Source organism: Ilumatobacter sp. (assembly GCF_030065885.1).
Taxonomy (GTDB): Bacteria; Actinomycetota; Acidimicrobiia; order Acidimicrobiales; family Ilumatobacteraceae; genus Ilumatobacter.
In genome coordinates, this window is sequence record NZ_JASJCS010000009.1 from 64,723 (window position 1) to 78,080 (window position 13,358).

The 13,358-nt window shown below is 70.3% G+C and carries 17 protein-coding genes; 7 read left to right on the forward strand and 10 right to left on the reverse strand.

Going from position 1 to position 13,358, the window contains the following annotated elements:
- The first annotated feature begins 146 nt into the window (after positions 1 to 146).
- A complete protein-coding gene (locus QNJ12_RS03965; RefSeq protein WP_300619088.1) occupies positions 147 to 1,202 on the forward strand; it encodes a TauD/TfdA family dioxygenase in 1,056 nt (351 codons plus the stop codon).
- A 21-nt stretch (positions 1,203 to 1,223) separates the two neighbouring features.
- On the opposite strand, the gene QNJ12_RS03970 is transcribed toward QNJ12_RS03965, so the two are convergent.
- The gene (locus tag QNJ12_RS03970) at positions 1,224 to 2,132 is read right to left on the reverse strand and encodes a hypothetical protein (RefSeq protein ID WP_300619092.1); all 909 of its coding nucleotides are present in this window, start codon (positions 2,130 to 2,132) and stop codon (positions 1,224 to 1,226) included.
- A 95-nt stretch (positions 2,133 to 2,227) separates the two neighbouring features.
- Entirely contained in the window at positions 2,228 to 2,977 is a 750-nt protein-coding gene (locus QNJ12_RS03975; RefSeq protein ID WP_300619094.1) for a DUF427 domain-containing protein, read from the reverse strand.
- A gap of 106 nt (positions 2,978 to 3,083) precedes the next feature.
- On the opposite strand from QNJ12_RS03975, the gene QNJ12_RS03980 reads away from it, so the two are divergent.
- The 3 genes from QNJ12_RS03980 (at position 3,084) to QNJ12_RS03990 (ending at position 5,047) form a co-directional block, all read left to right on the forward strand.
- Positions 3,084 to 3,290 carry a hypothetical protein gene (locus tag QNJ12_RS03980; RefSeq protein ID WP_300619096.1) on the forward strand — a complete coding sequence of 69 codons (207 nt, stop codon included), beginning with the start codon at positions 3,084 to 3,086 and terminating at the stop codon, positions 3,288 to 3,290.
- A gap of 262 nt (positions 3,291 to 3,552) precedes the next feature.
- Positions 3,553 to 4,074 carry a hypothetical protein gene (locus QNJ12_RS03985; protein WP_300619099.1) on the forward strand — a complete coding sequence of 174 codons (522 nt, stop codon included), beginning with the start codon at positions 3,553 to 3,555 and terminating at the stop codon, positions 4,072 to 4,074.
- Between the two features lie 58 nt (positions 4,075 to 4,132).
- The gene (locus QNJ12_RS03990) at positions 4,133 to 5,047 is read left to right on the forward strand and encodes a YihY/virulence factor BrkB family protein (protein ID WP_300619102.1); all 915 of its coding nucleotides are present in this window, start codon (positions 4,133 to 4,135) and stop codon (positions 5,045 to 5,047) included.
- A gap of 27 nt (positions 5,048 to 5,074) precedes the next feature.
- Here QNJ12_RS03990 and QNJ12_RS03995 read toward each other — a convergent pair whose 3' ends face one another.
- The 5 genes from QNJ12_RS03995 to QNJ12_RS04015 all read right to left on the reverse strand — a co-directional run bounded on the left by QNJ12_RS03995 (position 5,075) and on the right by QNJ12_RS04015 (position 9,216).
- Positions 5,075 to 5,776, reverse strand: a complete 702-nt coding sequence (locus QNJ12_RS03995; protein WP_300619105.1) for a VOC family protein — start codon at positions 5,774 to 5,776, stop codon at positions 5,075 to 5,077.
- An 86-nt stretch (positions 5,777 to 5,862) separates the two neighbouring features.
- Positions 5,863 to 6,477 carry a TetR family transcriptional regulator gene (locus QNJ12_RS04000; protein ID WP_300619108.1) on the reverse strand — a complete coding sequence of 205 codons (615 nt, stop codon included), beginning with the start codon at positions 6,475 to 6,477 and terminating at the stop codon, positions 5,863 to 5,865.
- On the reverse strand, positions 6,474 to 7,349 hold the full coding sequence (locus QNJ12_RS04005) for an ABC transporter ATP-binding protein (protein ID WP_300619110.1): 876 nt from the start codon (positions 7,347 to 7,349) through the stop codon (positions 6,474 to 6,476). The genes QNJ12_RS04000 and QNJ12_RS04005 overlap by 4 nt, the downstream gene beginning before the upstream one ends.
- Entirely contained in the window at positions 7,346 to 8,143 is a 798-nt protein-coding gene (locus QNJ12_RS04010; protein ID WP_300619113.1) for an ABC transporter ATP-binding protein, read from the reverse strand. Before QNJ12_RS04010 ends, QNJ12_RS04005 begins: the two co-directional genes overlap by 4 nt.
- A complete protein-coding gene (locus QNJ12_RS04015; protein ID WP_367281747.1) occupies positions 8,140 to 9,216 on the reverse strand; it encodes an ABC transporter permease in 1,077 nt (358 codons plus the stop codon). Before QNJ12_RS04015 ends, QNJ12_RS04010 begins: the two co-directional genes overlap by 4 nt.
- Before the next feature lie 96 nt (positions 9,217 to 9,312).
- Between QNJ12_RS04015 and QNJ12_RS04020 the strand changes: the two genes are divergently transcribed.
- Complete coding sequence (locus tag QNJ12_RS04020; RefSeq protein ID WP_300619118.1) at positions 9,313 to 10,383, forward strand: DUF3179 domain-containing (seleno)protein; 1,071 nt, start codon at positions 9,313 to 9,315, stop codon at positions 10,381 to 10,383.
- Positions 10,380 to 10,985: a hypothetical protein gene (locus tag QNJ12_RS04025; RefSeq protein ID WP_300619120.1), complete on the forward strand. Its 606-nt coding sequence runs from the start codon at positions 10,380 to 10,382 to the stop codon at positions 10,983 to 10,985. The genes QNJ12_RS04020 and QNJ12_RS04025 overlap by 4 nt, the downstream gene beginning before the upstream one ends.
- A gap of 19 nt (positions 10,986 to 11,004) precedes the next feature.
- Here QNJ12_RS04025 and QNJ12_RS04030 read toward each other — a convergent pair whose 3' ends face one another.
- The 3 genes from QNJ12_RS04030 to QNJ12_RS04040 are packed head-to-tail and all read right to left on the reverse strand — an operon-like array spanning position 11,005 to position 12,579.
- Positions 11,005 to 11,700, reverse strand: a complete 696-nt coding sequence (locus QNJ12_RS04030) for a hypothetical protein (protein ID WP_300619123.1) — start codon at positions 11,698 to 11,700, stop codon at positions 11,005 to 11,007.
- Positions 11,701 to 11,752: 52 nt separating this feature from the next.
- A complete protein-coding gene (locus QNJ12_RS04035) occupies positions 11,753 to 12,130 on the reverse strand; it encodes a DUF2568 domain-containing protein (protein WP_300619126.1) in 378 nt (125 codons plus the stop codon).
- Complete coding sequence (locus QNJ12_RS04040; RefSeq protein WP_300619129.1) at positions 12,127 to 12,579, reverse strand: SRPBCC domain-containing protein; 453 nt, start codon at positions 12,577 to 12,579, stop codon at positions 12,127 to 12,129. Before QNJ12_RS04040 ends, QNJ12_RS04035 begins: the two co-directional genes overlap by 4 nt.
- 91 nt (positions 12,580 to 12,670) lie before the next feature.
- On the opposite strand from QNJ12_RS04040, the gene QNJ12_RS04045 reads away from it, so the two are divergent.
- Complete coding sequence (locus QNJ12_RS04045) at positions 12,671 to 13,276, forward strand: TetR/AcrR family transcriptional regulator (RefSeq protein WP_300619132.1); 606 nt, start codon at positions 12,671 to 12,673, stop codon at positions 13,274 to 13,276.
- The last annotated feature ends 82 nt before the right edge of the window (positions 13,277 to 13,358 follow it).

The window sequence follows — 13,358 nt, forward strand, 5'->3', positions numbered from 1 at the left end:
CGACGCAGGGCACATCACCGGCGAATCCCGACCATCCGGGTCGACATCTCGGAGTCGGCTCGTTATGCTGCGCCCCCAGCTCGGCACGTCGACCGACACCAGACCGAGACACGACCGCGACACCGCACCACCTCCCAGGGGCCACGATGACCGACACCATCGCCCAGTCGAGCGATCTGATCCGGCCCTCGTGGTGGACGGGTTCGCCCGCGGTGCCGGCCGACTCCTACGTCGTCGACGCCGCCGAGTTCCTCGGCAGCGACGGCCGCGTCGCCGTCACCGACGCGCTGGCCGAGCGGATGCGCTCGACGTTCCGAGATGTCGGTCTCGTGCACGTGGTCAACACCGGCCTCACCGAGCACAGCGACATGCGGGCGATCGCCAAGCTCGTCGTCGACGCCGAGATGGCATACCGCGCCGGCGCCAACCCTCGCGGTGTCCTCGAACCGAACGTGTACGAGATCGGGGCGCCGCTCGAGGCATGGCTGCACTACCACCACGAGATGGCGTACGTCGGCACGTCGACGAAGATGGTCGCCTTCCTCTGCAAGCGCGAGCTGCCAGGTCGCGGCGCGACGTTCGTCTCCGACAACCTGCAGGCGACCGATGCGCTCATGGCCACCGAGTTCGGCCGGAAGCTGGCGCGGCTCGGCGTCTGCTACCGACGCGACCTCACCGACCGCGAGGCCTTCGTCGGTCGTGAACCGATCGGCGTCTACAACCACTGGCAGCACTCGTTGGCGACCGACGACCCGGCCGAAGCCGAGGCACGCGCGCAGGAACGGGGCCTCCAGACCTCGTGGGGCCCCGATCGCGTCCTGCAGACCCGCTACTACGTCTCGGCGTTCGAGCACTTCCCGCAGCTCGATCGCAACGTGCTGTACAGCAGCGTCGCCGACCACGCGATGTGGTTCGACGCATGGCCGTTGGTCGAGCAGCTGCCACCCGAGCAGCGTCCCCTGTGGATGACGTTCGGAGACGACAGCGACTTCACCCGCGAGGAGCTCGAGCTGTTCGTCGACGTGTACGACAGGTTCGGCACGCCGATCGACTGGCGAGTGGGCGACGTCGCCGTGATCTGCAACTACCGCTTCGCGCACGGCCGGCCGTCGATCCGCCTCGCCGCCGGCGAGGAGCGCGAGCTCGGCGTGTTGCTCGGCGAGCCGTTCCAGCGCGTCGGCGACGTCGCCGATCGTTGGTGATCCGCTGCAGCGCCGCCGAGGTCAGGTGGTCGCCGCCAGTGCGCCGATGTTGATCGTCGCCGATCGGACGCCGCCGATGACGACCGTGATCTCGTCGGGCTGATCGGCGGTGGTGCACGCCGGATCGACCTCGTCGCGGCCGAACTTGAAGACGTAGCGAGCCCCGCTCGAGAACTCACACGTGAACGTCTCGGGATGAGGTGAGAAGCCGTCGATCGTGAACGCGACGGTCACGCACTCGGGTCCGTACCGGCACGGTGTCCGGCGAGGGGTGACGGTGATCGACTCGCCGTCGGGCGACGTGACTGTCATCGCCTCGAGCACGGACAGGACGGTCGTCGTCGTCGTCGCCGTCGGTTCGGCAACGGTCGTCGTCGTCGCCTCGACCGTGGTGGTGGTCGTCGTCGCCTCATCGACGGTCGTGGTCGGAGCGATCGTGGTCGTCGCCGCCTCGATCGTCGTGGTCGGAGCGATCGTGGTCGTCGCCGCCTCAGCGACGGTCGTGGTCGGAGCGATCGTGGTCGTCGCGTCGCCGCTGCCGGCATCGGCGACCGTCGTCGCCGTGGCGGCCTCGGTCGTCGACGGGTCGGTGGCGGCGACCTCGTCGGTCGTCGACGCGGCGTCATCGGTGTCATCGGTGCCGGCGGAGCCGCCCGCGACGGTCGTGGTCGGGAGCTCGACGCGGAACGGTTCGTCGGCGACGGACTCGGGCGGCACGGTCGGGTCGGCCACGTCGTCGTCGCCGCCGCCCGACAGCAGGACCGGGGCCGAGCCGATCAACCCGACGACGGCGATCGCACCCCAGGCCCAGACGGGAAGGATCGACAGCTTGCGGTTCCACCACTTGGGTGGCGTGTCGGCCGGGGCGGGTGCGGGAACGCCCTGGCCGTCTTCTGGAGGAGGCAGTGGCGCCCCGTCGTGGTCGGTCACGCCGCACGACCGTACCGCCAAGAACGGCCGGATCGATGCATCTCCACGAAGTCAGCGCCTGACCACGGTGGTCTCGAACGCGGCGCGCGGCGCCGTCAGGAGAACTTGGTCCTCGGGCGCTCCGTCGGCTGACCGTCGAGCTCGACGTCGACGCGCTCGTCGTAGAAGCAGACGAGCCCGGCGATCGGCTCGGATTCGGGCAGCGGCGTCCGGTAGCCCCACGCGACGTCGACGTGCTCGTTGCCGCCGACGGTGACCGTCCAGTAGTTCGCCCAGCCCTTGTACGGACACGCGGTGCTGGTGTCGGTCGGCGAGAGCAGCTCCATCCGGACGTCGGACTTCGGGATGTAGTAGCGGGGCGGCAGTCCGGTCTCGTACAGGACGGTGGGGCGCCGTGTCTCGGCGACGACCGTGCCGTCGATCGACACCCGCACGTGCCGGGACGACGCGAGCGTGTCGACGCGCACCTCGGGGCTGCGCGGATGCACGAACACCTCGACGTCCTCTTCGAACCAGGCGTCGACCGCATCCCACTCGATGCGCACCAGGTCACGCAGCTCCTCGACCGGGGAGTCGACGTGGCGCCACGCGGCGTTGGCGAGGACCCGGCCGTCGACGTGCAGGTCGTAGCGGGTGCCGATACCACGGCTCGGCGAACGGACCGTTTCGCCGTTCTCGACGAGCTCTGCCGCGACGTCGTCGACCGGGAAGTACCACGCCGGGTAGTACGGGATCTCCCAGACGTAGCGTGCCCGTCGGCTGTCGACGACCGTCGCGCCGGCGAGGACGCCGCGGATCCACTTCGGGTTCGGTTCGACTCGGACGCGGGGTCTGGTGGCAGCCATGTCGAGGACAACCTCTGGCCACCCGCACCGATTCCGCCCCCCGAGGGCCCGCCACGGGCATCGCACTACAGTCGGCGCGGACTCGACGAGGAGGCAACGACCAACGATGGACCGGAACGAACTCAACTTCGCAGCGGCCGTGCTGTGCGGCATCGGGAGCTTCGCCGCGCTCGTGTCGGCGGTGCTGTCCAGCGGGCCGCGCAAGGCGGTCACCCGCGCCGACTTCCTCTCGGCGCTGTTCGGGCTGGTCGGTTCGATCGCGTGGGCGGCATCGGCCCGCGACGACATGCGCGACGCCGAGTCGATCGCCTGAGTAGGTCCCGCACCCCGGCGCGCCGCCTCTTGGGGCGACTGATCACGCTGTGAACGGTTGACCGACCACACTGAGCGGCAGACTTGACGAAATCTTCTGACGCTACGCAGCAGTCATCACACGTTCCGTCGAGAAACTCGAAGATCGCGGTAACAAACCGGCCGAGCGGTGCGATCTAGAGAACGTGACTATGGCCATCGCACGTCCCGGCTCGGAACTCGCGCCAGCTCCCCATCGGTCCCGGTCTGCCGACAGCCGAACGATGCGATCGCACCAGCGCCGGGCGACAGCCGCACTCGCCGTCGTCGGCCTCGTCGCCGTTGCCGCAGCTGTCCTGCAGCAGGCTCGGTCGCCCGAAGCCACCCTCTCGACGACGGTGATCCTGATGATCCCCGGTTTCTTCGCGCTGGTCGCTGCGCTCCTCTTCGGCCTCGGCGACCTTCGCCGTGCGTCGCGCCGGCCCGCCGACACCGCCGCCGACACACTGATGGGCTTCGATGTCGTCACCGCCTCGCTGCTCGGCATCACCGCCGACACGGCCTCCGAGCTCGAGGACTTCGGCGAGCGACAGGTGACCGTGGGTCCGCTCCGGATCTCCCGGAGGAGGCCGACCGACTCGGCGCCGACGAGCGCGACGCAGGTCGATCGGGCGATGGCCGAAGCGATCGAGCGAGTGTTCGCATCGTGCACCGACCTCGCCGACCGGCCGACTCAGGAGCGCCGGATCGCTGTGGCCGACCACGGCGACGCCACACCGCCGGACGGCTTGGCGATCGCCAGCTGACCCCCGGGACCGCCCCTGCGCGGTCGGTCCGTCGTCCACCTACGCTCCGGGTGGACCGATGACTGCCGACGTTCGCTCCCCCACACCTCCCGCTGCCCCGCGCGCCCTGCTGCGCTGGCTCTGGCAGCTGGTCAAGGACGTCGTCGACGAGTACCGCGCCGACGGCGTCGGCGACCTCGCGGCCTCGATCACGTTCTGGACGATCCTGTCCGTGCCGGCCGCGGTGCTCGCGCTGGTCAGCGCCCTCAGTTCGCTCGAATCGGTGGCGGGCGCATCAGTTGCCGAGGACGTCGAGGACGAGGTCCAGCAGTTCATCGCCGACACGCTCGTCGACTCCGAGACATTGTCGTCGGCGGTCGACGAGCTGTTCAACTCCTCCAACGCCGGGATCGCGACGGTGGCGACGCTCGTCGCCCTGTTCACGCTCTCGAGAGCGTTCGCGGGTCTGATCCGTGCGCTCGACACCGCCTACGAGGTCGACGAGGGGCGGCCGTGGTGGTACGTGCGGCTGGTCGCGATCGGCCTCGGGGTGGCGACCGTCCTGATCGTCGCGACCACGGCGACCGTGCTGGCCCTGCTGCCCGAGCTCCCGTTGGGGGCGGCGGTGCGGTTCCTCACGGCGCCGGCCGTGTTCGTCATGCTGGTGCTGTGGGCGGCCACCCTGTTCCACGTCGGTCCGAACCACCGGACACCCTGGCGCTACGACCTGCCCGGCGCCGTGTTCACCGCGATCGGGTGGATCGCGACGTCGCAGGGCTTCGCCCTCTACGTCCGGTTCGCCGGCCAGGGCAACCAGGTGCAGACGAGCGTCGGCGCGATCCTGCTCGCGCTGAGCCTGATGTACCTGCTGAGCATCGTGCTCTTGATCGGCGCGCAACTCAACGACGTGATCGCGCGACGGAGCGGCGTGGTCCAGGAGGTCGCCCCGGTGCACACACGCGCCAAGCGCCTCCGCGACCGGTTCCGCCGCTGAGGCCGCCGCACACCACCCGTCGCGGGATCAGCCGGACACGAGCTCGAACCGGCAACCGGCGATCTCGACGTCACCCACGCCGGTGTCGCTCGATGCGTGCAACGTGAACCCGGCGACGCCGTCGCCGCGTTCGCCCGCAGGAGCGAACCTGATCTGGCCCTCGTCGAGGACGACTGCGCTGTCGGTGACCTCGCGGCCGAGCAGCGCTGCCCACCGCGCCGCCATCGCGGCTGGGTCGTGCGCCTCGATCGTGACGGCGAGCACGTCGTCGACCCGCTCGGTGCGGACATGGTCCCGCCAGACCGGGCCTGCCCACGGCCACTCGCCCCACTCCGCGGTCTCGTCGACCGAGAGGATCGCCCCACCGACGTCGGCCGGATGCAGGTGCAGACCCACGATCCCGTCGGCGACCGCCTCGTACACGATGCGCGCGCCGTGCTGTGCGAATCGTGCGCGCAGCTGGTCGAGGTCGTCGACCTCGAGGATCACCATGTAGCCGCCGTCACCGCCACGCTTGTCGAGCAGGCGACCGGCCGTCGTGCCGGACTGCGTCGGCGACACCACCTCGAGCAACTTGTCGCCGACCGGGAACAGGGCGTTGCGCAGCCCGAAGGTCGCGACGCCGGGGTCGCGGAAGCAGCGCTCCACGCGCAGGTGCTCTTCGATCTCTGCCTCGGTGGCCGCCAGGTCCTCGGCCACGACGACGATCTGCCTCAACCGCATCCGCATGCGCCGAGTCTGACCAACCGGCCGGTGGATCGACGGGTCGAAGGTGGTCGAAGGTGGTCGAGGGTGGTCAGAGGCGACCGTCAGCCTCAGCTCCCGTGGCCGTTCTCGGTCGAGGGCTCATCGAGGTAGCGCTGGATGACCGGGCCGACCTCGGCGACGAGGTCGTCGATCGGCTCGTCGGCGAGCGCGGAGATGCCGACGAGGTTGCGGGCGACGACCATGCCGATCAGGTGCGATCCCGCCAGTGCGAGCCGGCGGCGGCCGTTCGGCCCCGGCGCGAGCACGTCGGCGTGACTCAAGAACGCGTCCGCGACGAACTCTCGCAGCATCGTCGCAGCGTCGGCATCGGTCGCCGCTGCGCGGAGCAACGAGAGCACCGGCGATCCGGCACCGGCGGCCATCGACAGGAAGGCAGCAGCGAGATGCACGCCGCGCTCGTCCGGCGGGGCGTCGACGACACTGCGCAGCACCTCCCCTGGATCGACCGGGAACTCGTGTGCCGCCGCGAACAGGCTGCGCTTGCCACCGAAGTGGTGGTTCACCAGCGCCGGGTCGACGTCGGCCTCGGCAGCGATCCGGCGGATCGTCGCCCGGTCGAAGCCCTCGGCGGCGAACACCCGTCGTGCTGCAGCCAGGATGGTGCGCCTCGTCTCGTCGGGGTCACCCGGCCGGCGTCCGAGTGGCTTCGCCGCCGAGGTCATGCTGCGGTCCCGGCGGTCGGCGCGGGCGCGGCATCGAGCTCGATCAGGACCTCTTCGAGGTTCGCAGGCCTCGACGACACCCTGGCCTCCAGGCCTGCCCGCCCGAGCTCGGTGCCGACGGCGTCCACGGACGTGCCGAGGACCCTGAGCACCCGCCCGTCCAACCGGAGGCGACAACCCAGGGTGTCGAGGTGGCGGAAGACCGCATCCCAGTGATCGGACTCGACGGCGACGATCTGCCCGTCGCCGGTGATGCCGGCTGCGGTCCCGTCGGCGACGACGTTCCCGCGCGACATGATCACCAGCCGGTCGGCCTGCTCGGCCTCGTCGAGGTGATGCGTCGACACGAGCACTGCGGCGCCCTGCTCGGCTGCTCGATGCACCAGGTCCCACAGCTCGCTCCGCGCCAGCGGCGACACGCCCGAGGTCGGCTCGTCGAGGATCAACAGGTCGGGTGCGTGCTGGGTCGCCGCCCGGAATGCGACCACTCGCTGCGCGCCGAGGGACATCGAACCGACGAACCCGTCGCCGACCGCCGAGGACGCCGCAACGGTCCCGGGGGCCGCGCCGAAGATCTGGGCCCGGAAGTCGAGGTTCTCGGTCGCGCTGAGATCGGTGTAGAGACCGAGGTTCTGGGGCACGTAGCCGATGCGCCGTCGCAGCGCCAGCGAGTGCGGTCGGCCGAACATCCGGACCGAACCCGACGTCGGCGTCAGCACCCCGAGCAGCATCTTGATCAGCGTCGTCTTGCCGGCGCCGTTGGCACCGATCAGGCCGACGATCTCGCCCGGGCCGACGTCGAGGTCCACCCGATCGACCGCCGTGAAGGTCCCGAATCGCCGCGTGACCGCACGCGCCTCCACCGCTGTCATGCGACGTCCCGACTCGCCATCAGCTCGTAGACGATCGCCGCGTCTTCGAGGGAGATCGCGCCGGTTCGCTCGCCCGCCGGGCTCCACTGTCGCCAGCGGCGTCCCTTCCTCCACGCGAGCGAGCGGTCGCTGGGGACGTCGACGTCGTCGACGCCGCCGGACACACCGGCGATGATCTCGTCAGGCGGGCCGGCGGCGATCACGCGGCCCTCGCGCAACAGGGTCGCCGACGACGTGCGCTCGGCCTCGTCGAGGTACGTGGTCGCAGCGACGACGGCCGCACCGTCGGCCGCCGACGCTGCGATGAGCCGCCACAGCTCGAGGCGGCTCAGCGGATCGACCCCCGTGGTGACCTCGTCGAGGACGAGCAGATCGGGGTCGTGGAGCAACGCCATGCAGCCGGCGAGCTTGCGGCGCTGGCCGCCTGACATACGACCGGCGAGCCGGTCGCCGAACGGATGCAGGTCGGCGCTGTGGAGGAGCGCATTCGCTCGGTCTCGCCAGGTCGAGAGCCGGTAGGCCCGAGCCACGAAGTCGATGTTCTCGTCGACGGTCAGGTCGCCGAAGTAGCCACCGCTCGAGGGCACGAAGCCGACGCGGTGCGACGGGGGCAGGTCGAACGAGCCCGCCTGGCCGACGTCGAGGCCCGCGACGACCTTCAAGAGCGTCGACTTGCCGGCGCCGTCGCCACCGATCACCGCATGGATCGCGCCTGGCTCGATGGCGATCGAGACGGCATCGAGCGCGACCGTGCGCCCGAACGACACCGAGACGTCGGCGGCACACCAGGTCATGCCGTGACCTCGACGGGGTCGAGTGGACCCGCATCGTCCCCGGTCTGCTTCGGGGCGAGGTCCTGTCGGAACCGGTACAGCGCGAAGCCGAACACGACGACCGCCATCAGGGCGAGGATCGCCAGCGGCGGCAACAGCGCCGAGAACGACGACCCCTTCAGGAAGATGCCACGCATCCCGACGATGAACCAGGTCAGCGGGAGCAGATAGCCGATCCACCGAACGCCCGCCGCCATCGAGTCGAGCGGGAAGATCATGCCCGACAGCATGATCTGTGGCATCAGCGTCATGATCGCCAGCTGGATCGCCTCCCCCTGGCTCTTCGACAGGGTGGAGATGGCGACGCCGAATCCGAGCACCACGAACAGGAAGAGCAGCCCGTAGGCGGCGAGCAGCAGCGCCGACCCCTCGAATGGCACGTCGAAGATGAGCAGTCCGGCGGCGGTCACGATGATCATGTCGAACAACGCGACGAGGAAATACGGCGCGATCTTGCCGACGGCGACGTCGAGCGGCCGGAGCGGCATCACGGCGAGCTGTTCGAGCGTGCCCTGCTCGCGCTCGCGCACGACACCGAGACTGGTGATGACGGTGCCGACGAACAGCATGATGAAACCGATCAGCGACGGCACCATCACCGTGGCCGTGTCGAGCTCGGGGTTGAACAGCACCTCGGGCGTCGAGCCGGGCGGGACTCGCCGCAACGCCGACTGCGCGACGAACAGCTGGCTGCCGTCGACGAGCAATTCCGGCGGTGCACCGTCCGCGACGACGACCGCCTCGACCTCGGAGTCCCGGAGCATGCGGCGACCATCGGCGGCGTCCGCGCCGGCGTCGATGTCCGCGACGTCGTAGATCGGCGGCAGTGCATCGGCGACCGTCGCCGCATCGGCGCCGACGACGGCCGTCTCGATGTCGGTGACGTCGAACCTCGCGGCGTACCCGAAGATCACCAGCAGCATGAGCGGCATCCCGACCATGAGCGCGACGGTCCGGCGATCGCGACGCATCTGACGAAACTCTTTCAACACCATTGCGTGCATCCGCCCCTCCGGCTCGCTCGATTTCATCATTCGTTGAAATACAATTCTACGGCTGTCGAATTCTTCAGGCAAGGCGCCCCCGCCGCACGCCGGAATGGTCGGGATTCGACGCCGTGTTCCGTTCGCATGGACGCAGCACCGACGGGCGCGCCGAACCAACCGTCCACCGCCGGACCGGCGGGCGATCGAACGCGGCTGATCGTCGCCGGGCTCCTCGTGGTGCTCGCCGTCGCATCGATCTGGGCGTTCACCGAGGACACGACGCCGTTCGCCACCACCGAGGGGGTGCGCGTCGACCCCGGCGACGCGTACAACCCGGTCACGGCGGGTGAGCCGCTGCCGGACGGGTTCCGGCAGCTGCTCCCCCGCGACGCGATCCGCCCGGTCTACGAACCCCGTTTCGTCGAGGGGCGCCGCGCCGGGTGGCCGTCGGCGACCGACGTCATCGGCGTCGCCATCGACGGCGAGGCCAAGGCCTACCCGGTCAGCTTCTTGAACGGGCGCGAGCTCGTCGTCGACGAGATCGCCGGCGTGCCGATACTGGTGTCCTGGTGACCGCTGTGCGCCACGGCGATGGTCCATCGCCGAGAGGTCGACGGAGAGGCTCTGGTCTTCGGCGTGCACGGCGCGCTCTGGGGCAACGCCATGACCTGGTGGGACCACGACACCGGCAGCATCTGGAGCCAGCCGCTCGGCGAGGCGATCGCCGGCCCGCGCACCGGCCAGACGGTCGAGCTGATGACGTCGGAGTTCACGACCTGGGTGGCCTGGCTCGACGAGCATCCCGAATCGCTCGCGCTCGACGCGCCGGCGGGGCCGTCGTCGTTCGACCTCACCGACTTCTACATCGTCGTCGACTTCACCGAGGAGGCCCGCGCCTACCCCGTGCCCGACCTCCGGTCGGTCGGTGTCGTGAACGACGTCGTCGCGGGAGTCGAGATCGCGGTCGTGAGCGATCCGACCGAACCCGATCGTTGGAGCGTCTTCAGCCGGCGCCTCGGTGACTCGCTGCTCGAGCTCGAGGTCGACGGCGGCGTGCTCCGCGACCGGACGACGGGCACCACGTTCGATCCGACTCGCGGCTTCGCACTCGACGGGCCGTTCGAGGGCGAGATCCTCGATCAGCTGCCGGCGCTCACCTCGTTCCCCGGCGACTACGGCACGTTCTGGCCGGACGGGACCGTGTGGCGTCCGTGAGCCGGGCGATGACGAGCACGGCGACCGAGGTCGGGGCTCGGCCGTCGGTGTCGACGTCCGCACTCCGGCTGATCGGCGCCGATGCCGCTCGCTGGGCGCGGGTCGACGGCGACAAGCTCTGGTCGGCGACGGCGCTCGCCGTGGTGGCGTCGGCGCTGATGGCGCTCAACCGCTTCGGCGGTCTCGCCACGAGCGCACCGCGCTCGTTCGTCCGCCTGACGCTCGTCGGCGTGTGGGGCTGGCTGCTGCTCGCCCTGGCGATCTGGGCGCTCGGACTGGCGCTGTCGAACCGGGGTGTGCCCCGGCGAGCCGGGCGGTCGCTCCGTCGGTCCGTCGTCGTCGTCGGGCTCGCTCACCTCCCGATCGCCGTCCTCGCGGTCGTGCTGTTCGTCTTCGCCGGGATGTTCCAGCTGCTCGGCCCCGGGTACGTGACCGCGGTGTTCGCGTTCTCGGTCTGGATGCCGTTGCTGCTGGTGACCGGCGCCCGATACCGGCTCGAGACGAGTTGGCCCGTGGCGCTCGTCTCCGCGCTCGCGCCCTATCTCGGCTGGTGGTGGCTCGCCGGGAGCCACCTGGTCGGCCGCGTCGAGCACCTGCTCTGACGACGGCGAGGAGCGGGCGTCAGACATCGGTCCGGCGATACTCGATCGCGTTGCCGCGCTTGCCGGTGGGCTCGACCATCCCGGTGCGCCGCAGGCAGTACGCCATCTGCTGGGCCAAGCGGCGAGGGCGGCGGATGCCGGTCGCCAGGTCGGCCGTGGTGAACGGATCGGGCAGATCGGCAGGCAGCAGCGCGGCGAGGTCGCTCGGCTCGCGTAGCGCCACGATGTCGACGACCTCGACCAGGCGGCGCTCCTCGACTGCCCACCCCTTGCGGCGGCGGTTCCGCGACGGATCGTGGACCCTGTGCTCGCACTCACGCGTGAGCACGACCTCGATGCAGAGGCCAGGGTGTGCCACGAGCTCGGGGAAGCTCGCCAGCTCGGCGAACACGTCGACGGCTCGGCCGTGCTTCGGGGAGCGACGGCGACCGATCTCGACGCCGTCCGGGCCGATCTTGACGATCGACTTCTCGACGGGCACCGGGTGGACGAGCAGCACGCGGTGCCCGCCCTCGAGCAACGCAGCCAGCTTCCGGCGCATCGACGAGAAGCCCCTCGTCTGGATCTCGATGAGCAGATCGTCTCGGACGAGATCGATCACGAATCCGTCGACCGGGACCTCGACGCGATCCCCGGGCTCGGCATACCAGCGCTTCAGCGACGCATGCAGCGGCTTCTCGCGCAGTGTGCCCACGTGCGGCGGCGCTGCGGTCATCGTGCCGATGGTAGGACGCCCGCTCCGGCCGACCGTGGCTTCCCGGCGGCGATCACGTGCCGAGCAGCCAGTCGACGCGGCTCCACGACGTCGCGTACTGCAACATGACCAGCAGACCGACCGCGATCCCGACGTCGACACGGAACGCGACCGCGAGGGCAACGGCACCGCCACCGAGGATCAGCAGCTCGATCGTCAGGCGCAGCCAACCGGCCACCTCGACCGGCGCTTGGCCGGAGCGGCTCGGATCGCCGGCCACGTTGAAGACGCCCCAGGCGGCCGCTGCGAGCAGGGGGACGGCTACGACGGCGATCCAGCGGACCGGACCGGCACCGAACCGCCACGCCACCACGGCCAGCCCTGCCAGCGCCGCCAGCTCGAGACCGAACCGCAGCGCCAGGTTCCAGCCGGCCAGCGCCGGCGCGGTCACGATGCCGACGATGCGACGTGCTCACACCGAGCCTTGAGCGCCGCGTTCATCGCCTCGAACCCGGCCAGCGTCGTCGTGTCGAGCGAGCGCCGCATGAGCGGGACGAGCAGCCCGCGGAACCGTTCGCCGTGCACCACTCGCGTCCCGCCCTCCGGCGTGGCGGTCAGCTCGAACCGGTGGCGCCCGTCGAACAGGCGCGGCAACCCGAGCCGGCCGAGCCATTCGAACGTCCGCTCGGCCTCGACCGCGGTCACGACGGGACGGAACGTCACCGCCCTGCCACCCGATGGCTGCAACCGGTTGGTCAACCGCTCGCCGACCTCCACGCGACCGGATGACGAGACGATGAACGGGTTCCAGTCGGCATACCGCTCGAGGTCGGTCAGCACCGACCAGACCACGCCGGGTGCCGCTTCGATGTGGATCTCGGTGTGCAGTTGGTGTCCCATGTCGTCCTCCTCAGATAACGCAACTCGTGTTGCGTTACATGAAACACGACGGAACCACGTAACGCAACTCCTGATGCGTTAATGTGTCGGTATGACCGCAACTCGACCTGGTGGCAGACGCGTCGGCGAGCAACGGCCGGGTGGGCGCGCCGAGCGTGTCCGCAGCGCGGTACTCGACGCGACGGCCGAGCTCTTGGAGGAAGTCGGCTACGACCGGTTCGGCATCGACGACGTGGCAACGCGGGCCGGCGTGCACAAGACGACCGTCTATCGACGTTGGCCGACCAAGCCCGAGCTCGTCGCCGACGCCGTCCAGGCGCACTCCGAAGTGCACGTGCCGATCCCCGACACCGGGGACGTGCACGCCGACCTGCAGGCACTCGCCCGCTCCGTCGTCGCCAACATCGGCTCGGTCGGCGGCGCCCGACGATCGCGCTCGATCGTCGCCGCGGCCGCTCACTCCGAGGAGCTGGCAGCCTCGCTCCGGGCGTTCTGGTCCGACCGGCTCGGCGCCGCCGTGCCGATCGTCGAGCGCGCCGTCGCTCGCGGCGACCTACCGCCCGACACCGACCCGATCCTCCTGATCGAGACCCTGGTCGGACCCATCTGGCTCCGGCTCCTGATGACCGGCGAGCCGATCGACGACGGGCTCGCCGATCGGGTCACCGAACTGGTCCTCACCGGCGCCGCACCCTGACACGCCACCCAGCTCGCCCGCAGGACGAAGGACCCTTGCGCTCACACGTGCCGAGGCGTACCGCGGAAGGTGCGAACGCGCA